A 19,090-nucleotide genomic window follows, 5' to 3' on the forward strand; every position below is an offset into this window, starting at 1 on the left:
CAGTGCTCCGGCCCTTTCTCGCGCCTCAGGCCACCGCCTTGGGTGCCAGTTCGCGCAGTTCCGACAGTGCGGCGGCGACCGCCGGGCGTTCGTGGCCGCCGCCCCTTGTGCAGGTCAGGAGCTTGCGGTGCGGGTTTCCCGTGCAGCGGACCCGGGTGATCGGCAGGTGCGGGGGCAACTGGGCGAGACGGGGGATCAGGGCGACGCCGAGGCGATGGGCGATGAGGTGGGCCATGACGTTCCAGTCCATCGCGTGGTGGACGATGTCCGGGGTGAACCCGGCCTCGCCGCACGCCGCCAGCACATGGGGACGGCAGGGACTCTCCGGCACCGGCGCGATCCATTCCTCGCGCGCCGCCTCCGCCAGGCCGACGTCGTCCCGCCCGGCGAGTGGATGGTCCTCGGGGACGACGAGGTCGAACGGGTCGTCCAGGAGCGGCTGTTGGTCGAAGCGGCTGTCGCCGAGGGGCGGGTTGTAGATCGTGGCCTCGACGACGGCCAGGTCGCTCTCCCCCTCGAAGAGCAGGTCGAAGCTGACCGGCACCACCGTCTCCTGGATCCGGACACTGAGGCGCGGATGGATCGTGCGCAGCCGGGACGCCATGGGCGCGAGCAGCACCGAGACGGCCAGGGGGAAACCGCAGGCCCGCAGCAGCCCCGCCGGCGCGCCGTGGTCGGCCCGCAGATCGAGCTCGGCCTGTTCCCAGCGCGCCTGGATGGCGTCCGCGTGCGCGAGCAGGCTCTCGGCCGCCGAGGTGAGGCGCACCCCGCGGCCCTGCGGCTCCAGCAGGTCGACGCCCAGATCGCGGGCCAGCTGCCGGATCTGCTGGGAGGCGGCGGACGGGGTGAAGTGCAGGGCGCGGGCGGCCGCGGTGACCGTGCCGTAGTGCGCCACGGCCCTCAGTACGTGCAGTCGGCGCAGGTCAATCATGAAGCCCACGCTTCAAGGTGAGGTCCACAAAGTCAACCTGGACGTGTACGAAGGCGCATCGCACCCTTGATGGTGTCGCGACGGTCGATCAGCCACACCAGGAGCGAGGAGTCACCATGACCAGCACGACCGGCACCCTCTGCCCGCACTGCGGGTGGCCCGACGGCGCCGAGCCCTTCCAGGTCATCTCCCGGCACACCACGGCGGCGGGCAGCACGGTGTGGACGCGGTGCGGCTGCGGTTCGCTGCAGGTCCGGGTCGTCGACGCCCGCGGGATGCGGATCGTCTCCCGCAGCCGCCCCGCCGACGCCGGCACCCGGTCGAGCACACCCTGCCGATAGCCGCCGGCGCTCAGTCGAGCCCGGCCAGCCGCTGTACGGCGGGAGCCGCGAAGTTCTCGATGAACGCCGCCGGCTCCCCCGTACGGGGACCGAGGATCACCGTGTCGATGCCGAGTTTGGTGTAGCCCGCGATCTCGCGGGTGAAGGCGTCGACGTCGCCCGTCATTGCGGCCTCGCCCGAGTAGACGACGGTCTTGCGGATCTCGTCGTAGTCGCGCCCCTCGGTGTCGCAGTGGCCGCGCAGCACGTCGAGCTTGTGCCTGACCTCCTCCGGCGAGGTGATGAACAGGTTGCACGCGTCGCCGTACCGGGCCACCAGCCGCAGCGTCTTCTTCTCCCCTCCCCCGCCGATCATGATCTCGGGGTGCGGGGCGCTGACCGGCGCCGGGACGCCGAGGGTCTCGGCGAGCCGGTAGTGCCTGCCCTCGAACGGGCCGTTCGTGTCCGGGTCCCACATCTGGAGGCAGATCCGCAAGGTCTCCTCCAGCCGCTCGAAGCGTTCGGCGACCGGTGGGAACGGCACGCCGAGCCCGGCGTGTTCGCGGTCGTACCAGGCCGCGCCGATCCCGAGGGTGGCCCGGCCGCCGGACAGCACGTCGAGCGTGGTGGCGATCTTGGCGAGCAGACCGGGGTGGCGATAGGTCACGCCGGTCACCAGGGCGCCGAGGCGGACCGTCGAGGTGTGGCCGGCGAGGAAGCCGAGGGTCGTGTAGGCCTCCAGCATGGGGTCCTCGGCGCGGTCGTTGAACTCCATCTGGAAGTAGTGGTCCATCACCGACAGCCAGCTCACGCCCGCAGCCTCGGCGGCGGCGCCCGCGGCGGCGAGTTCGGCGCCGAGCGCGGGACCCCCTCCGGGATGGTCGAACCGGTTGATGTGCACGCCGACCCGCATGTCCTGTCTCCGTTCGCCCTGACCCTGACCGTGCCCTGTCCCTGACGACGCTAGAACTTCGAGCGCTCTCGAAGTCAAGCCCGTTCGGAAAGCTGGTCCCCGAGCCCCGTGCGCCGGTACAGCACGCGCCTGCCGTCGCGGGTCCGGGTGACCAGTCCCGTGGCGTGCAGCACCTTCAGGTGCTGGGAGACCGCGCTCGGCGTCACACCGAGGCGGCGGGCCAACTCGACCGTGGGCAGCGGTTCGGCGAGCAGCCGAAGGACCGTGGTGCGAGGTGCACCGAGCAGCGCGGTGAGCGCGGAGGTGTCGGGCTCGGGCGGCGGTTCCCACAGGGTCGCGGCGCCCCGGCCGGGATAGACGAGCATCGGGGGTTCGTCGGCGCTGACCGGGGGCGCGGGTTTGTGGGCGAACAGGGACGGCAGCAGGCGCAGTCCGCGCCCGGATCCGTCCACCTCGTGCCGGCCGATCATCTGCTCGACGCGCAGGACACCGTCGCGCCAGCGCACGTTGCGGTGCAGGTCGGCGAAGAGGAGCTGGGCGCCGCCCGTGGCCAGCTGCCGGGCACGGTGGGTGATGTCGGCCTCCAGCACGAGCCGCATCCGCGGCCAGTCCGGACGTATGGCCAACTCCCAGTACCGCAGCAGCAGTTCGGACAACTCCTCCAGCAGCTCTGCCACCGGCCCGTCGCCGGGTGCGGTGATCTGCCGCAGGGCTTCGGGGAGGGGGTGCGGGGTGTGGGTGGCGAGCAGGTCGCGGCGTACGAGTGCGGGTGGCGTCGCCCGTACGACGGCGAGCTGGTCCTCCAGCGTGGGCGCGAAGGTCGTCGGGCGCGGGGTGAGGAAGTCGGGCAGGACGAGGGTCTGCCCGACCAGGGCCCGCAGCAGCCGGGCGTCGGCCACTTCGAGCCGGTCGAGCACCGAGCGGCGCCACGGGGAGTGCAGGGGGAAGAGGGCGGGGGCGCGCAGGGCCCGCAGACTGCCCATGACCTCGCGCAGCGGCGAGATCGCGAACCGGGTGTCCGCGAGGTCGTCGACGTCGAGCAGGAAGCTGATCATTAAGCCCCGGGCTACATCCTTTGGCAACCGGCCGTCACCGGCGTGGACTTCGGCACATGACGGATCACAACCACCGGCAGACTACCTCCGCGATCGCGCTGCTCGCCTTCGCGTGCTCAGTCGCCGTGGGCAATGTCTACTTCCCGCAGGCGATCGGCCCGTTGGTGGCTTCCGGCCTCGGCGTCTCCCCCGACGCGGCCGCCACGGTGGTGACCGCGACCCAGTTCGGCTACGCGGCCGGCATCTTCCTGCTCGTGCCGCTCGGCGACCGGCTGCGGCCCCGCCCGCTGTTCGTCACCCTGCTCGCCCTGACCGGCCTGGGCCTGCTCGCCGCGAGCACCGCCCAGGGGCTGTTGCCGCTCGTCGCCGCGAGCGTCCTCGTCGGCACGGCGACGGTGATCGCCCCGCTCGCCGGCCCGCTGGCGGCCGGCCTGGTGCCCGCCGAGCGGCGGGGCGTGGTCAGCGGCACCCTGCTGAGCGGCGCCCTCGCCGGCATGCTGGTGTCCCGCGCGCTCGGCGGCGCGCTCGGCGACTGGCTGGGCTGGCGGGCGCCGTACGTCGTCGCCGCCGCGCTCTCCCTCGCGGTCGCCGCCCTGCTGGCCCGCATGCTGCCGGCGCTGCCCGCGTCCACCGCGGCGTCCTACCCGGCGCTGCTCGCCGCGCCCCTGCGTCTGCTGTGCACCGAGCCCGAGCTGCGCCGCTCGTGCCTGTACCAGGCCACGGTGTTCGCCGGGTTCTCGGCGGTCTGGACCGGCGTGGCACTGCTGCTCACGGGCCCGGTGTACGGCCTGGATGCGACGGCGGCCGGGCTGCTGGCCCTGGTCAACGCGGCGACGATGCTGTGCACGCCGGTCGCGGGGCGGCTGGTGGACAGCCGTGGCCCGGACCGCGTCAACCTCGTGTGCTTTCTCGTGGTCGGCGCGTCGGCACCGGTCCTTGCCTTCGGCGGCCTGGGAGGCGTGCCCGGGCTGACGGCGCTGGTCGTCGGCACACTGCTGCTCGACGTCGGCATGCAGTCCGGCATGGTGGCCAACCAGGTGCGGATCTACGGCCTCGGCGCCGACGCCCGCAGCCGGCTCAACACCGCCTACATGACGTGCGCCTACCTCGGCGGCACCGTGGGCTCCTGGCTGGGCGCCCGCGCCTACGGCCGCTTCGGGTGGCCCGGCGTGTGCGTGCTGGTCGCGGGGCTGACCGCGGTGGCGCTCGGACGCCATCTACTGCATCGGCTCACACGGATTCGGCAGATGCCCGTTCCTGCTGCTGCCTCGAAGCACGCAGGCTGGTCACCGTCGTCACCGCCAGGACGAGCACGATGAAGCCGAGCGAGAAGGGGATGCCGATCTCGGGGACGTGGACCCCGGACTCGTGCAGGGCATGCAGCACCAGCTTCACGCCGATGAAGCCGAGGATGATCGACAGGCCGTAGCTGAGGTGGACCAGCTTCTTCAGCAGACCGCCGATGAGGAAGTACAGCTGCCTGAGCCCCATCAGCGCGAACGCGTTGGCCGTGAACACGATGTACGGGTCCTGCGTCAGCCCGTAGATGGCGGGGATGGAGTCGAGCGCGAACAGGACGTCGGTGGAACCGATCGCGAGCATCACGACCAGCATCGGGGTCATGACACGCTTGCCGTTCTGCTCGATCCACAGCTTGGTGCCGTGGTAGCGGTCGGCCACGCCGAAGCGGTTCTCCACCATCCTCAGCAGCTTGTTCTCCTGGTACTCCTCCTCGTGTTCCTCCTTGCGGGCGTCCTGGATCAGCTTCCAGCCGGTCCAGATCAGGAAGGCGCCGAAGAGGTAGAACACCCACGAGAACGCGGAGATGATCGCCGCGCCGGCCGCGATGAAGCCGGCACGCAGCACGAGCGCCACGATCACGCCGACCATCAGGACGCGCTGCTGGTACTGGGACGGCACCGCGAACTTGGCCATGATCAGGACGAACACGAAGAGGTTGTCGACGCTGAGCGACTTCTCGGTGATGTACCCGGCGAAGAACTCGCCGGTGGGCCCGGCACCGCCGTACGCGGACAGCCCGAGGCCGAACAGGCAGGCCAGTACGATCCACACGATCGTCCAAGTGCCGGCTTCCCGGATGGAAACGTCGTGAGGTTTGCGACCGATGAAGAAGTCCACGGCGACGAGCGCGCACAGGGCGACGACGGTCAGCAGCCAGAGGGTGGGGGAAACGTTCACAGGTGCTACTCCCGGTGCAGGTGGGGCCTTGCCAGCGTCGTTGCCACCCGGCGACCGCTTCCACCCAGGGGCGGTGAACAGCGGGTCATCTCCTGGCAAGGTCCAGGTCACGGGTGTGCCACCCGCCGGACGGCGGGCAGCTTCCGCCGTCCGGCGGCCCCGTGTCCGGGGCCGGTGCGCGGATGCTGACGGCAGAGCCGCGAGGCACATGTGTGCCCCCTGTGTGAGGAGTTGCCATGACCCAGGCCCCGCCCCCGTTCGATCCCGAGCTCGCCGCCGCGCTGGAGCTCATCAAGGACGTGATCTCACCCGGCCTCACGATGGACGACATAGCCGAGGTCCGCCAGGGTGCGGGGATACAGATGCTGGCCGACCTGGACCTGACTCTGGACGGCTACTTCGAGGTCGAGGACCGTGCGGTGCCGGGCCCCGAGGGCGCGCCGGAGATTTCGCTGCTGATCTGCCGGCCCGCCGCTCCGGCCGACACGGGCCCGCGGCCCGTGATCTACCACGTCCACGGCGGCGGAATGATCATCGGCACCAACCGTGTCGGTGTCGACGCTCCGCTGGCCTGGGCGAAGGAGTTGGACGCGGTCGTGGTGTCGGTGGAGTACCGGCTGGCGCCCGAGCATCCGCACCCGGCGCCGATCGAGGACGTGTACGCCGGTCTGGAGTGGACGGCGGGACACGCGGCGGAGTTCGGTGGTGATCCGCGGCGCGTCGTCGTCGCCGGTGCCAGCGCGGGTGGCGGGCTGTCCGCGGCGCTGGCGCTGCTCGCCCGGGACCGTGGGGGTCCGGAGCTGATCGGTCAGATGCTGATGTGCCCGATGCTGGACGACCGCAACGACAGCCCTTCCGTCCATCAGATGGCGGGCCTCGGTGTCTGGGACCGTACGGCGAACGAGACCGGCTGGACGGCGCTGCTCGGCGCGCGGCGCGGTGGCCCCGACGTGTCCGCCTACGCGGCGCCGGCCCGCGCCGAGGACCTCTCCGGGCTGCCGCCGGCCTTCCTGGACGTGGGGTCCGCGGAGACCTTCCGCGACGAGGTCGTCGACTACGCCTCGCGGATCTGGCAGGCGGGCGGTGTGGCCGAACTGCATGTGTGGCCCGGGGGCTTCCACGGCTTCGACGGCTTTGCTCCGCAGGCGGTGGTGTCACAGGCGTGCCGGGCGGCGCATCTGGCTTGGCTGAGGCGGCTGTTGAGCCGGTGACGGTGGGGTGTTCATGAATTCGGGTCATGGTCGTAAGCGGCCGTACGGTCTACGCGCTCGCCCCGTGCGGCATCGACTCGCAGCCCACGCCCGTCACGAGGGCCGCTTCCAGATGCGCGAGGTCCCCGTACTCGGCCGCCGCGAGAAAGGCCTGCACGAACGCGGCCCGCTCCGCCGGAGGCAATGAATCCAACGCCTCCAGCAACACCCCGCTGACCTCTTCCGCGAGCACCCCCCGCCCCACCGCATCGCCCGCGTCCGACGTCACGCAGGCCCTGTCCCGACCGGGCGACGCCAACCGGGACAGACAGATACCCCCCACCACCCGCGCCAGCCACGACCGCGGGTCCACGATGCGGGCCCGTTCGGCATCCGACAGCCCGAACCACTGCCGATACGCCTCGTCGATCACGCGCTCGGCCTCACGCTCACGGCCCAACATCCAGAACGCCACGTCCACCAGATGCCGTCGCTCATCCAGCAACTCCACCAACGACACCGCATCGTCCGCGCCCGCCACAGCCCGACCTCCCTCGCGCGCAGCTTCACAGGACAACTGCCACATCGATTTCGTGATGCGCCCGCTTGTCAGGTGAGACCGAACAGGCCCGGATCCTGTGACATCGGCCCGTTTCTCACCCGTGCGTCGCGACCCTCGTCGATCGGGAGGAGGGCGCTGTGTGATCAGCCGCGTTGTCCGTCGCCGACCTGCGTGAGGTGCGGTCGGTCGCTCACGGCGGGATGTTGGAGTCAGCGGGGTGTTGCTGGAGGCGTTGGATTCATTGCCTCCGGCGGAGCGGGCCGCGTTCGTGCTGAACGATGTGTTCGCCTTGGCGCCGGGGGCGGTCGCGGACATCGTCCGGCAGAGCGAGCCACAGTGCGTGGAGCCGGCGGACCGGGCGCGGCAGAGTCTGCGGGCGCGGCGCGGGCTGCCGACGTCGGTGGCGGAGCACGACGCGGTGGTGGGGGCGGTGCGTGCGGCGTGCGTGAGTGAGGACGAAGGGGTGCTGGCGTCGTTGCTCGCGGTGGATGCGACGGCTTTCTTCGACGGCGGCGGGAAGGTGCGTGCGCTGGTCAAGCCGGTGCACGGGGGTGCGCAGGTGGCGCGGAGTCTGTTGACGTTGCTGGCGCGGCACCCGCGGACCACTCTGGACACACACGCTGTCAACGGGCGGACCGGGCTGATGGTGCAGTACGGACGTCAGGTCGCCGCCGTGATCAGCCTTGATGTCGCCGGGCCACAGGTCGTGCAGGTCTGGGTCACCGTCAACCCCGACAAGCTGCGCACCTGGAACCACACCTGCGGTCTTCTCTGACACGGCAGGCCTGTCACAGAACGGGGAGCCGTCCGGTCAGTGAAGCAGACGCGTCGGGAAGAGCCGCGAAGCTCAAGGACCGCCACCGGGCACGGGTACCCGGAGGAACGGAGACCGCAGGATCATGCATCTCAAGACGTCCCCCACGGAAAGCGACCTGGACGACGCCGTTTCCGTCTTCGTGGAACTCCGCCCGCGGCTCTTCGGTATCGCCTATCGCGTGCTGGGAAGCGCGGCCGAGGCCGAGGACGTGGTGCAGGAGGCCTGGATGCGGTGGCAGAAGACCGACCGCTCCGTGGTGATCAGCCCGGCGGCCTTTCTGTCGAGCACCACCACCCGGCTGGCCATCAACGTCGCTCAGTCGGCCCGCGTCCGCCGCGAGACGTATATCGGCCCCTGGCTTCCCGAGCCCGTCGACACGAGCCACGATCCCCAGGTGGGCGCCGAACGGGCCGAAGCCCTGGAATTCGCTCTCCTCCTCGTACTGGAGAAACTGAATCCCACGGAACGGGCCGCCTATGTTCTGAGGGAGGCGTTCGACTACGCCTACTCCGACATCGCGGAAATGCTCGGGCTCAGCATCGTCAACGTACGCAAGATCGTGAGCCGGGCCCGCAAGCATCTTGAGGCCGACCAGCGCGAGACGGTGGACGCGGTGGCCCATCGACAGCTGCTCGATGCCTTCGTCTCGGCGGCGCGGAACGGAGATGTCGCCTCGCTGGAGGCCGTCCTCACGCCTGATGCCGTGAGCCTGTCCGACGGCAACGGCATCCGGGGCGCCGCTCGCGTCCCCGTACTGGGCCGTGCGCGGGTGGCGAACCTGGCGACCGCCACTCGACGGTTCTGGGTCGGGGTGGAGGTCCGCCACGTCGAGGCCAACGGACGCGGCGGCGTGCTGCTCTACCGGGACGGCCGACCTTCGACGTTCATGACGATGGCGGCCTCGCGCGAGGGCGTTCACCAGCTGATGTGGGTGTTCAATCCGAGCAAGATCGCCGCGTTCGTCGACTCGGGCCTGCGCAACACCAGGGCACTCGCCGTCTGAGGAGCAAGAGGCCGACCCCGGACGCCGGGACGCCCTTGCTCAGCCCCGTTCCCGCGTGCGGAAGGCCCCCGGTGTGCCGCCGGTCTCGCGGGTGAAGAACTTGCCGAAGTTGGTCGGTTCGGTGAAGCCGAGGCGGCGGCCGATGGCTGCCACCGGCAGGGTCGTGTGGGCGAGGAGCCGCTTGGCCTCCAGGACGACACGTGCGTCGATGAGGGTCTTTGCGGTGCGACCGGTCGCGGCCTGGCAGAGGCGGTTCAGGGTGCGCGGGGAGTAGCCGATGCGGGCGGCGTAGTCGGCGGTATTGCGAGTGTCCGTGAAAGAGCGTTCCAGCTCGTGCAGGAAGCGGCGGTAGGCGTCGTCACCGGCACCGCCGGTACCGCCCGTGTCGCCCTCGTCCGGTCCGTCGGGGCCGGGCAGCCGGGCGATGCGCAGCAGCAGCGCGCCGAGGAGTTGCCGTAGCAGGTCGATGGTCGGGCCGGCGGCCTCCGCCTCCTCGACGGCGCGTCGGTACTCCAGGGCCAGTTCGTCCAACGCGTGGGAGATACCGGTGCGTTCGCCCTCGGGAACGGTCCGGGCGGCCGGCCCGAGCGGGTGGCCGAGCAGCGGGGCGATCCGCTCCAGGTGGGACGGGAACGCGCCCGTGAACAGAACGACGGCTGCTTCGAGGACGCCGGAACTGTCGGGGGCGCCGCGTCTGTCGGACCCGTCGGGCAGGGGTCGCGGGATGCGCTGGACCTGCCCCGGCCGGACGTGCAGCAGCGTCCCGGCCGCGCACGGGTACTCGACGAAATCGACCATGGCGACTCCCCGGCCGCCGGTCACCAGGGTCAGCTGGTGGAAGTCCGGCCGGTGCGGCCTGCTCAACTCCTCCAGGGACAGTCGGCTCGTCAGCTCGCTGTGCGTGAGGGTTTCCACGCCCAGCTGAGGCCGGGCGGGGTTGTTGTAGCCCACCGTCGCGAGCGCGGACCCGTCAGCAGCCTGTCCACTTCTGACCATGATGGTTCCAGATGCTACCTCGCTCGCCGGGCAGGCGCCGCCCAGGATGAAGGGGAGGCCGCGGGCACCGGAGCACCGCCGCCACCGCAGCAGAACGGAACGCGTCATGAGCAACAAGGACCTGGCCGTCGAAGCCGCCGGCGAGCTGTTCGGCAAGAAGGACCCCACCGCGGTGGACCGCTGGGTCGCCCCCGGCTACGTCCAGCACAGCTCGCTCGCGGCCGACGGCCCGGAGGCCCTGCGCGCCCTGGTCTCCTCGCTGCCGGACGGCTTCCGCTACGAGGGCGCCCGGGTCATCGCCGACGGCGACCTGGTGGCGCTGCACGGCACCTACCACGGCTTCGGCCCCGTCCCGCTGGTCGCCTTCGACCTCTYCCGCGTCGAGAACGGCAGGCTCGCGGAGCACTGGGACGCCCTGACGCCGGTCGTCGAGGACACCGTCAGCGGACGTACCCAGACCGACGGTCCGACCCGGGCCACCGACCTCGACAGGACCGAGGCCAACCGCGCCCTGGTCACCGAGTTCGCGGAGAAGGTCCTCAAGGGCGCCGACTACTCGGTGCTCACCGACTACATCTCCACCGAGACCTACGACCAGCACAACCCCGAGGCCGGCGACGGCCTGGGCGGCTTCGGCGTCGCCGCCGGCAAGTGGGCCGAGCAGGGCAAGAACCTGGTCTACAAGACCGTCCACAAGGTCGTGGCCGAGGGCGACTTCGTACTGCTGCAGTCGGAGGGCGAGTTCGGCGTCCCGGTCGCCTACTGGGACCTCTTCCGGGTGGCCGACGGCAAGATCGTCGAGCACTGGGACGTCATCGCCCCCATCCCCGCCGAACTCCCGCACAGCAACGGCCTGTTCTGACCCGAACTCCCGTCATCGGCAGCGGACACTGCCAGGTGATTGAACTGGGGTGAGTGCTCGTGTGAGGCTGCGGACTCGGCTCAGCTGTCCGACTGGAGGGTGATGCTCGCCAGGAGGGCTGCGAGTTCCGCCGGCTTCGACAGGAACGGCGAGTGGCTGCCCTCGATCCGGTGGACCGCGCCGGACCTTGCCGCCATGATCTGCTGGCTCTGCGCGGGCAGGGCCTGATCGTCCTCGCAGAGTACGTACGTCGACGGGACGGTGTGCCACCCCGCCGCGGTCAGGGTGTCGTTGAAGGACCTCGCGCTCTGCGGCACCAGTCGCTTGGCGGCCTCGTCGGCCTCGGACGGGAGCGCGTCGCCGTAGAACAGCGCGACGGGATTGTCGGGTACGGCCACGAAACCACCCGGCTCCGGCGAGACCGGCGCACCGTGGAACCCCAGGAGACTCTCACCGGCTTCCAGCTGGTACGCCGCCAGATAGACGATGCGCGACACGTTCCCCGCCTCGGCAACGGCCTGGCTGACCGGTATGCCACCGTATGAGTGCGCGACGACCACGACCGGGCCGTCGATGGTCTCCAACTCCCGGAGGACCGCCTGCGCGTCGTCCTGCACGCCGGCCTGCTCACCGGCGCTCGGCAGATCGACCGCCCGAGTCCGCCACCCGTCGGCCTCCAGCACCGACGTCAGCTTCTCCCAGCACCATGCGCCGTGCCATGCCCCGTGCACCAGGAGCAGAGCCGGACGGGAATCCCCATCAGTCACAGCAGTCCACTTTCAGATCGGTAGGGAATGCCAAAAGCGCCCAGCGGCGCTGACGCACCGAGCCTAAAGGTCATCGGACACACTGTCCAACGTACTGTCCAGGAGGGACCTTTCGACCGGACCGAGGCAAGGGCCTTCCAGGAGGCCCGAGTTCACCGCACACAGCCCCGATGCGGGGCGTGCACCGGCTAGTCGACGGCCGGTTCGGGGGCGCGGCGGAACACGCCGTACCAGTAACCCTTTGCCAGCTCACGTGCGACGGTCACGTCGTCCTCGTCGCTGCCGTGCACCTGCTGGGCGATGACCTGACCGCCGCCCTGGACGATGATCCTGGCGGCAAGCCCGGGGTCGACGTCTGCGGGTGTCCGCCCGGCCCGCTGCTCCTCCTTCAGTACCGTCACCAGGTTGTCGGTGAAACGGTCCTGATCCGCCGTCCATGCGTCCCGGACCGCCGGGTCGTACGCGGCCACTTCGTTGATCGCCGACAGCAGAGCCGCATGCTCGCGGTAGTGCCGAAGGATCAGCTCGTAGGTACGCGCCAGACCGTCCAGCCCGCCGCCCGGACCACAGGGCCGCCAGGAAGACGTGATCGCGTAGCTCTCCGTCTTGAGCGATCCGCTCAGCCGGAGCAGAACATCCACCTTGTCGCGGAAGTACAGATAGAACGTGGAGCGGGAGATGCCCGCCGCGTTGGCGATCTGCTCCACGCTCAGCTCGGTGTAGGTCACCCCATCGCGCAGCAGCTCCTCGATCACGGAGAGGATCCGCTTTTCGAGTGCGGACCGTCGGTCAGCCGCGCTGGAGCGACGTCGAGTGGTGGAAGCCATGGGGTCATTTTAAGGAACCGTCGGGATGCCGACCTCCCGGTCCAAGCCGGCGGTGTTCCGAGGAGTGTTCCCTCCCCGGAACCGGCCGGCCGCTGGGCTCAAGACCGATCGCGCCGAGCAGGTCTCAGGCCCAAGAGGTCACCGGCGTAAACGAGCTGTCCTGCCGGAACAGATCCGTGCCGTCCGTCCGGTCCACCCGCAGTTGGTAGTTGTAGTGCCGCAGGTAGTACCCGGGGTAGTTGTACGACTCGAAGCGGATCGAGCCGCTCGACGAACCCGTGCGGGCGACGAACGTGGCGTCCTTGGCGAATGTCGACGTGCCGTCGTTGGTGTCGAAGCGGGCGCGGAAGTCGTAGTGGCGCAGGTACTTGCCGGAGGAGTCGCGCAAGGAGTAGCCGTTCGCGTCGGCGAGGCCGGCCACGACCGTGAAGGTCGACGCCTGCTTCTCGGCGGTGGTGCTGGAGGCGCTGACCACCGGGAGGTTGAGCAGGGAGGACTGGACCTGCCAGTAGCGGGTGGAGAAGTTGGCCGACTGGAAGGAGCGGGTGACGTTCTTCGCCAGGGTCGGGCCGCCCGAGACGGTCTCCTTGATGACCGTGAAGTGGCGGACCGTTCCGGAGACGGCGGGCAGGCCGGCCGGGGCGGACCAGGTGGCGAAGGTGTCGTAGCTGTCGCTGTAGTAGTACGTGCCGTCGCCGTAGCCGTCGAAGAACAGACGCCAGCCGCCGTTGTCGAGCTGGATGAGCGCGGGGCCTTCGCGGTAGCTGCCCCAGCCGGCCCAGTCGCCGGTGCGGGAGATCGCGTAGGGGCCGGTGAGGCTGGAGGCCGTCGCGTACTCGATGTACTTCGTCGTCTCGTTCTTGGTGAAGGCGTGGTAGGTGGAGCCGATCTTCACGAGGAACGTGTCGATGTGGTTCTCGCCGATGCCGGACAGCGCGACGGGTGAACTCCACGCCGTCAGGGCGGAGTTCGTGGCCTTCAGCAGATACGGGGTGAAGATCCACTCGTCGTCGGTGGTGGAGCAGGACACGATGACGTTCACGCTGCCGTCGCTGTCGACGAACCACTCCGGCGCCCAGGCCCGGGAGAGACTCGCGATCGGGACCGTGTAGTCGTACAGGAACGTCCAGTTGACCCGGTCGGTGCTGCGCGCGAAGCCGATGGTGGTGCTGGTGTCCTGCCAGGTATGGGTCGTGTAGGTGATGTAGTAGGAGCCGTTGGTGTGCCTGAGGATGCTCGCGTCGCGGATGCGGTTGCTCGGCGGCGTGTAGGCGGAGGCCTTGGCCAGACGGAAGTCGGTGGCGTCGTCCGACTGATAGACGTTCACGGTCCCGTCGTTGCTGTTGAGGAACGGCACGATCGTGTAGCGGGTGGCCGAGCCGCTGGGCGGTGCGGCCGCCAGCGCTGTGCCGAGCAGGCCGGGGGCCTCGCCCAGGACCAGCGCCGAGGCCGGCAGGACGGCCATCGCGCGCAGCAGGGTGCGGCGGGACGGGGTGTGAGGGCGTCTGGTCACGTGCGGCTCTCCCTACGGTTCAGGGGACGATTCCGAGTCACGCATGTTCGTGGTTTCGAACATGGTTCGGAAATTCGATCAGAAGGTAGGGGTGAGGTCCCGGCGCGTCAATGGTTTGCACACGTGGAAGCGGGACCTGGGAGAAACCTGTGGTGAACCTCGGAGCCGCACCGGGCGAAAACGTTCCGCCGCCGGCCCGACTGACGTTACCGTTCGGTAGACAACGTCGTCCCGGAGGTGCCCCCGTATGACACCCGACCGTGCCGTAGGCCTCGCCGAGTCCGCCCGTGCGCTGGCCGACGGGGAGGTGACGTCGCGGGCCCTCGTCGCGGAGGCGCTCGCGCGGATCGAGGCGACGCAGGAGTCCCTCAACGCCTTCCGCGTGGTGCGGGCCGAGGCCGCGCTCGCCGAGGCCGAGGCCGCGGACAGGGAGCTCGCAGCCGGGGCACACCGGCCGCTGCTCGGCGTTCCGGTCGCGGTCAAGGACGACATGAACGTGGCGGGCGAGCCGACCGCGTTCGGGTGCGCGGGAGAGTTCCCGCCCCTCGCCGAGGACGGTGAGGCGGTACGTCGGCTGCGCGCGGCCGGGGCCGTGATCGTCGGCAAGACCAACACCTGTGAGCTGGGGCAGTGGCCGTTCACCGAGGGCCCCGCCTTCGGCGCGACGCGCAATCCGTGGGATCACAACCACACGCCGGGCGGCTCGTCCGGCGGTTCGGCGGCCGCCGTGGCCGCCGGTCTGGTGCCCGCCGCACTCGGCTCGGACGGAGCCGGCTCGGTGCGGATCCCGGCCTCGTGGACGAACCTGATCGGCATCAAGCCGCAGCGCGGCCGGGTCTCCACCTGGCCGCGCGGCGAGTCCTTCAAGGGCATCACCGTCAACGGCACCCTCGCCCGTACGGTGGCCGACGCGGCCCTGCTGCTGGACGCCGCCGCCGGCAACCACGAACGCGACCCGCACCGGCCGCCCGCCATCGACGCCTCCGAGGCCGTCGGCCGCGACCCCGGCCGGCTGCGCATCGCGCTCTCCCTCAAGCCGCCGTTCACCGCCCTGCCCGCCCGGCTGCAACCGGAGGTGCGGGCCAGGATCGTCGAACTCGCCGAGCGGCTCAGCGCGTTGGGGCACCATGTCGAGGAGGCCGATCCGCCGTACGGCCAGATCGGGCTGACGTTCATCCCGCGCGCGACGGCCGGTATCGCCGAGTGGGCCGACGAGGTGCCCTTCCCCGCACTGCTCGACCCGCGCACCCGCAGCGCCGCCCGCCTGGGCCGGCTCCTCGGCGGGGCCCCGCTGCGGGCGGCCCGGCGGGCGGAGGCGGTCCTGCACCGCCGTATCGGCAGGTTCTACGAGTCGTACGACGTCGTCCTCGCGCCCACGACAGCCGCGGCCCCGCCCCGGATCGGCGCGATGCTCGGCCTCGGCGGTTTCGCCACCGACCGGGCGATGATCGCCGCCTGCCCCTACGCCTGGCCCTGGAACGTGCTGGGCTGGCCCGGCGTCAACGTCCCCGCCGGATTCGTGGGCGGGCTGCCCGTCGGCGGCCAGCTGCTCGGGCCGGCGAACAGCGAGCCGCTGCTGATCGCGCTGGCCGCGCAGCTGGAGGCGGAGCTGCGGTGGCACGACCTGTGGCCGCCGCAGCAGGGCGAGACGGCGCCCAGTGCGGTTGCCTGACCCACACCAACTCCCGGGCACAGGCCCTACGCTGTGACCATGGACGACGCGTCGATGGTCGGGCTCATGGGGCGGGTCACGGGGACGATCGGGCCGGGACTCGTCGGCGAGGTGATCGTGCGGGTGCGCGGCGGCGCCGAGCACTTCCTCGCCTATCCCGCCACCGGGACGGAGCGGATCGAGCGCGGCACCGTCGTGATGGTGGTGGAGTACCAGCCGCCGCGCACGGTCTACGTCCAGTCGGCATACGACAGTTGAGCTCGCTCCGTCGCAGGTGAGAGACCTGTGCGTCAAGGTTGCGACAAGGATCCGTCAACGTCTGTACCTGCGCCCGGCACAGGCGCACACTCCCATTCGTTCGGTGCCGTAAGGGCACCATGCAAAGGGGGCGTATGCCGATGGTTGTCGGCGTCGTGGCGGGGGTGGCGGTAGCCGCATTCCTCGCATCGATCGGTCTGTTCAAGATGATGTGGCGGGTCGCAGAACCCAACGAGGCACTGGTCATCTCCGGCTCCAAGCACCGCATGGAGGGGCTGGAGGAGGGGATGGGCTTTCGCATCGTCACCGGGCGCGGCACGCTCGTGCTGCCCGGTGTGCAGGCGGTGCGCAAGCTGTCGCTCGACCTGAACGAGACCGAGCTGCAAGTGGACTGCGTGACCCACCAGGGCATTCCCCTGAGAGTGCGGGGCGTGGTCATCTTCAAGGTGGGCGACGACTTCGTGTCGATCGCCAATGCGGCCCGCCGTTTCCTGGACCAGCAGAAGCTGATGTCCGAGCGGGTGCACAACGTCTTCGCCGGTCATCTGCGGTCCATCGTGGGCGGGTTGACGGTCGAGGACATGATCCGCGACCGGGAGAAGCTCACCGGGCAGACGCGGGCGGCGTGCGGTACGGAGATGGAGAAGCTCGGCCTCATCGTCGACTCGCTCCAGATCCACGAGATCGAGGACCCGACCGGGTACATCAAGAACCTGGCCGCCCCGCACGCGGCGGCCGTGCAGCGGGACGCGCGCATCGCGCAGGCCGAGTCGAACCGGCTCGCCACCGAGGCGGAGCAGCAGAGTTACGCGCGGATGGCCGAGGCGACCCGGGACAGCGAGATCCTCCAGGCCGGCTACCAGGCCGAGCGCGACAAGGCGGGTGCCAAGGCCCGGCAGGCCGGGCCGCTCGCCGACGCGGCCGCCCGGCAGGAGGTCGTCGTCCAGGAGACGCGGGTCGCCGAACTGGAGGCGCACCGGCGTGAGCAGCAGCTCCAAGCCGATGTCCGCAAGCCCGCCGACGCGCAGGCCTACGAGAAGCGGACACTGGCCGAGGCCGAGCGTGACGCGCGTATCTCGGCGGCCGAGGCCAAGGCGAAGGAGACGGAGCTGGCGGCCGCCGCCGAGGCGACCCGGGTCAAGACGGCCGCGGGCGCCGAGGCCGAGGCGACGAAGACGCGCGGCGCGGCCACGGCTGCGGCCACGCGGGCCACCGGTGAGGCCGAGGCAGCCGCGGCCCAGGCCAAGGGGCTCGCGAACGCGGAGGCGACCAAGGCCAAGGGGCTCGCGGAGGCGGAGGCCATCAAGGCACGTGCCGCGGCCCTCGCCGAGAACCAGGAAGCGGTCGTCGCCCAGCAACTCGCCGAGAACTGGCCGGAGATCGTGCTGGCCGGCGCGTCCGCGTTCGGCAACGTCGACAACATGGTGGTGCTCAACGGCGCCGACGGCATGGCGGACATGTTCGCCAAGGCGCTCACCATGGGCGGTACGGGGCTGGGTCTGGCGCGTCAGCTGCTCTCGTCGATGCAGCAGAACGGTCAGGCGGCTGCGGAGGCCTCGCCGCTCAATGGGCTCGCCCAGAACCAGAAGGTGCCGATGGACGAGAAGTGACCCTTCACGCGTAACTCACGGGGGCAGCCCCTAAGGTGCCCCCGTGAGCACGTATACCGACGAGAACGTTCCGGGCCGCTTCGGCCCCACCGCCACGACCGAGGCCGACCCGCGCGCGGTCGGCAAGGTGCGCACCGAGTACTCCCCCGCGCACGACGGCGACCCCGACCCCGGCGAGATCGTCTGGACCTGGGTCCCCTACGAGGAGAACGACGGACGGGGCAAGGACCGCCCGGTGCTGGTCGTCGCGCGGGAGAACGGCGGGACCCTCCTCGCCGTGCAGCTCTCCAGCAAGCGGCACGACGGGGACCGTGAGTGGGTGGCGATCGGCAGCGGGCCGTGGGACCGGTCGGGCCGCGACTCCTGGGTGGACGTGGACCGCATCCTGCGGCTGCACGAGCAGGGCATGCGCCGGGAGGCGTGCGCCCTGGACCGGGGGCGGTTCAACCTGGTCCGGCAGCGTCTGCACGAGCGCTACGGCTGGACCTGACGCTGCGAGAACGCCTTGGCGAACGCCGCTCGCACCGGGCTGTCCGGCGTGCGGTCGAGGATCCCGAACACCACGTGGTCGAAGGCCCCGGCGAACCGGCCGCCGGACCCGAGCAGCGCGCGGAACGCGCCCGCCACCTGCGCGGGCTCGTTCTGGAACACCCCGCAGCCCCAGGCGCCCAGCACGAGTCGCCGGTACCCGTGCGCGGCGGCCGTCTCCAGCACCCGCTCGGCGCGGGTCGCGAGCGCGCGGGGCAGCTCGGCGGTGCGCTCGGGGGCCGTACGCCGGACGACCCCCGCGTTCGGTGCCGCGGCGGTCAGGAAGCCGGTCGTGTACGGCTCGTCCAGCAGGCGGCCGCGGTCGTCGCGGAAGACGGGCACGCCGGGTGAGTGGATGACACGGTCCGTGTAGAACGGGTCGCGGTGGGCGCGGTGGTGGTCGTAGAACTCGCGGGCCCCGAGCAGGCAGGTGTACAGCGCCGAGGCGCGGCACAGGGCCTCTTCCTGGGCCTGGGCGCCGTTCAGGAAGCCGCCGCCGGGATTGCGGGCCGAGGCGAAGTTCAGTACGGCCGTGTCGCCGCCGAGCCGGTGGGCGGCCTCCAGGCTGCTCTCGCCGGTGACCTCGAAGGACGTATCGACGGCGGAGAACGACGGCACCGGCACAGGACCCGGCCCGTACATCCGCGTGCCCGCCCGCGCCGCCTCGATCGCCGCCGCGACGGACACCTCGCGGCCGTTCGGCGCCCGGTACGTCCCCGCCGCCACGATCTGCTCCGTCTGCTGCGCGATGCCGCGCAGGCGCGCGCTCATGGCGCGACCCCTGTGCGCGCCATGTCACCGCGCGCCACCGATGTGCGCGCCCTCGTCGTGCAACCCTCGCGGCCGCCCGCGATCTCCCCCGCCGTGCTCATGCGGGCATCCTGAGCGATGCTGGTGATGCGGTGCAACAGAAATTCCGGGCCCACAGCCGACCGAGAACAATCGGGAAAGCCCCTGCTAACGCCAGGAACGCAAAGATTACGTACCCGGAACGTGCCAGTACGCACCCTTGTGCGAAGCGACGAGAAGGTCTTGGGTGGGACGAGTGTGCCGGCCCGCCCACAAGA

The 19,090-nt window shown here is 70.7% G+C and carries 20 protein-coding genes; 10 read left to right on the forward strand and 10 right to left on the reverse strand.

Annotated elements, in window-relative coordinates:
• Window positions 1-25 precede the first annotated feature (25 nt).
• Window positions 26-931, reverse strand: a complete 906-nt coding sequence (locus EAO75_RS31350) for a LysR family transcriptional regulator (protein WP_147998690.1) — start codon at window positions 929-931, stop codon at window positions 26-28.
• A 116-nt stretch (window positions 932-1,047) separates the two neighbouring features.
• On the opposite strand from EAO75_RS31350, the gene EAO75_RS31355 reads away from it, so the two are divergent.
• Window positions 1,048-1,272, forward strand: a complete 225-nt coding sequence (locus EAO75_RS31355; RefSeq protein ID WP_147998519.1) for a hypothetical protein — start codon at window positions 1,048-1,050, stop codon at window positions 1,270-1,272.
• A 10-nt stretch (window positions 1,273-1,282) separates the two neighbouring features.
• Here the strand turns inward: EAO75_RS31355 and EAO75_RS31360 are convergent, their stop codons facing one another.
• Window positions 1,283-2,164: an LLM class F420-dependent oxidoreductase gene (locus EAO75_RS31360; protein ID WP_147998520.1), complete on the reverse strand. Its 882-nt coding sequence runs from the start codon at window positions 2,162-2,164 to the stop codon at window positions 1,283-1,285.
• 74 nt (window positions 2,165-2,238) lie between these two features.
• Window positions 2,239-3,219, reverse strand: a complete 981-nt coding sequence (locus tag EAO75_RS31365) for an ArsR/SmtB family transcription factor (protein WP_147998521.1) — start codon at window positions 3,217-3,219, stop codon at window positions 2,239-2,241.
• 56 nt (window positions 3,220-3,275) lie between these two features.
• Here EAO75_RS31365 and EAO75_RS31370 point away from each other — a divergent pair, with 56 nt between their 5' ends.
• The gene (locus tag EAO75_RS31370) at window positions 3,276-4,538 is read left to right on the forward strand and encodes an MFS transporter (RefSeq protein ID WP_147998522.1); all 1,263 of its coding nucleotides are present in this window, start codon (window positions 3,276-3,278) and stop codon (window positions 4,536-4,538) included.
• Here the strand turns inward: EAO75_RS31370 and EAO75_RS31375 are convergent.
• A complete protein-coding gene (locus tag EAO75_RS31375; RefSeq protein WP_147998523.1) occupies window positions 4,450-5,418 on the reverse strand; it encodes a TerC family protein in 969 nt (322 codons plus the stop codon). The two genes, EAO75_RS31370 and EAO75_RS31375, sit on opposite strands and share 89 nt — an antisense overlap.
• 236 nt (window positions 5,419-5,654) lie before the next feature.
• Between EAO75_RS31375 and EAO75_RS31380 the strand changes: the two genes are divergently transcribed.
• The gene (locus EAO75_RS31380; protein WP_147998524.1) at window positions 5,655-6,629 is read left to right on the forward strand and encodes an alpha/beta hydrolase; all 975 of its coding nucleotides are present in this window, start codon (window positions 5,655-5,657) and stop codon (window positions 6,627-6,629) included.
• A gap of 49 nt (window positions 6,630-6,678) precedes the next feature.
• On the opposite strand, the gene EAO75_RS31385 is transcribed toward EAO75_RS31380, so the two are convergent.
• Window positions 6,679-7,149: a hypothetical protein gene (locus EAO75_RS31385; RefSeq protein WP_147998525.1), complete on the reverse strand. Its 471-nt coding sequence runs from the start codon at window positions 7,147-7,149 to the stop codon at window positions 6,679-6,681.
• A gap of 289 nt (window positions 7,150-7,438) precedes the next feature.
• On the opposite strand from EAO75_RS31385, the gene EAO75_RS31390 reads away from it, so the two are divergent.
• Both EAO75_RS31390 and EAO75_RS31395 read left to right on the forward strand, forming a co-directional pair.
• Entirely contained in the window at window positions 7,439-7,945 is a 507-nt protein-coding gene (locus tag EAO75_RS31390) for a hypothetical protein (RefSeq protein WP_147998526.1), read from the forward strand.
• Between the two features lie 124 nt (window positions 7,946-8,069).
• Window positions 8,070-8,990: an RNA polymerase sigma-70 factor gene (locus EAO75_RS31395; RefSeq protein ID WP_147998527.1), complete on the forward strand. Its 921-nt coding sequence runs from the start codon at window positions 8,070-8,072 to the stop codon at window positions 8,988-8,990.
• A 39-nt stretch (window positions 8,991-9,029) separates the two neighbouring features.
• Here EAO75_RS31395 and EAO75_RS31400 read toward each other — a convergent pair whose 3' ends face one another.
• Window positions 9,030-9,986, reverse strand: a complete 957-nt coding sequence (locus EAO75_RS31400; RefSeq protein ID WP_222724002.1) for an AraC family transcriptional regulator — start codon at window positions 9,984-9,986, stop codon at window positions 9,030-9,032.
• Between the two features lie 106 nt (window positions 9,987-10,092).
• On the opposite strand from EAO75_RS31400, the gene EAO75_RS31405 reads away from it, so the two are divergent.
• On the forward strand, window positions 10,093-10,848 hold the full coding sequence (locus EAO75_RS31405) for a nuclear transport factor 2 family protein (RefSeq protein ID WP_147998529.1): 756 nt from the start codon (window positions 10,093-10,095) through the stop codon (window positions 10,846-10,848).
• Window positions 10,849-10,928: 80 nt separating this feature from the next.
• On the opposite strand, the gene EAO75_RS31410 is transcribed toward EAO75_RS31405, so the two are convergent.
• The 3 genes from EAO75_RS31410 to EAO75_RS31420 all read right to left on the reverse strand — a co-directional run bounded on the left by EAO75_RS31410 (window position 10,929) and on the right by EAO75_RS31420 (window position 13,955).
• The gene (locus EAO75_RS31410) at window positions 10,929-11,615 is read right to left on the reverse strand and encodes an alpha/beta fold hydrolase (protein WP_147998530.1); all 687 of its coding nucleotides are present in this window, start codon (window positions 11,613-11,615) and stop codon (window positions 10,929-10,931) included.
• 188 nt (window positions 11,616-11,803) lie between these two features.
• Entirely contained in the window at window positions 11,804-12,442 is a 639-nt protein-coding gene (locus EAO75_RS31415) for a TetR/AcrR family transcriptional regulator (protein WP_147998531.1), read from the reverse strand.
• 124 nt (window positions 12,443-12,566) lie between these two features.
• Window positions 12,567-13,955, reverse strand: coding sequence for a glycoside hydrolase family 43 protein (locus EAO75_RS31420; RefSeq protein WP_147998532.1), 1,389 nt, complete (start codon window positions 13,953-13,955; stop codon window positions 12,567-12,569).
• Window positions 13,956-14,202: 247 nt separating this feature from the next.
• On the opposite strand from EAO75_RS31420, the gene EAO75_RS31425 reads away from it, so the two are divergent.
• The 4 genes from EAO75_RS31425 to EAO75_RS31440 all read left to right on the forward strand — a co-directional run bounded on the left by EAO75_RS31425 (window position 14,203) and on the right by EAO75_RS31440 (window position 17,985).
• Entirely contained in the window at window positions 14,203-15,627 is a 1,425-nt protein-coding gene (locus EAO75_RS31425) for an amidase (RefSeq protein ID WP_147998533.1), read from the forward strand.
• Window positions 15,628-15,666: 39 nt separating this feature from the next.
• Window positions 15,667-15,885 carry a hypothetical protein gene (locus EAO75_RS31430; protein WP_261989494.1) on the forward strand — a complete coding sequence of 73 codons (219 nt, stop codon included), beginning with the start codon at window positions 15,667-15,669 and terminating at the stop codon, window positions 15,883-15,885.
• Between the two features lie 134 nt (window positions 15,886-16,019).
• The gene (locus tag EAO75_RS31435) at window positions 16,020-17,495 is read left to right on the forward strand and encodes a flotillin family protein (RefSeq protein WP_147998534.1); all 1,476 of its coding nucleotides are present in this window, start codon (window positions 16,020-16,022) and stop codon (window positions 17,493-17,495) included.
• A 43-nt stretch (window positions 17,496-17,538) separates the two neighbouring features.
• Window positions 17,539-17,985 (forward strand): type II toxin-antitoxin system PemK/MazF family toxin, encoded by a 447-nt coding sequence (locus EAO75_RS31440; RefSeq protein ID WP_147998535.1) that lies wholly within the window; start codon window positions 17,539-17,541, stop codon window positions 17,983-17,985.
• On the opposite strand, the gene EAO75_RS31445 is transcribed toward EAO75_RS31440, so the two are convergent.
• Complete coding sequence (locus EAO75_RS31445; protein ID WP_147998536.1) at window positions 17,970-18,794, reverse strand: TIGR02452 family protein; 825 nt, start codon at window positions 18,792-18,794, stop codon at window positions 17,970-17,972. The genes EAO75_RS31440 and EAO75_RS31445 overlap by 16 nt on opposite strands.
• Between the last annotated feature and the right edge of the window lie 296 nt (window positions 18,795-19,090).

The sequence above is a fragment of the Streptomyces sp. UW30 genome (genome assembly GCF_008042075.1).
Lineage (GTDB): Bacteria > Actinomycetota > Actinomycetes > Streptomycetales > Streptomycetaceae > Streptomyces.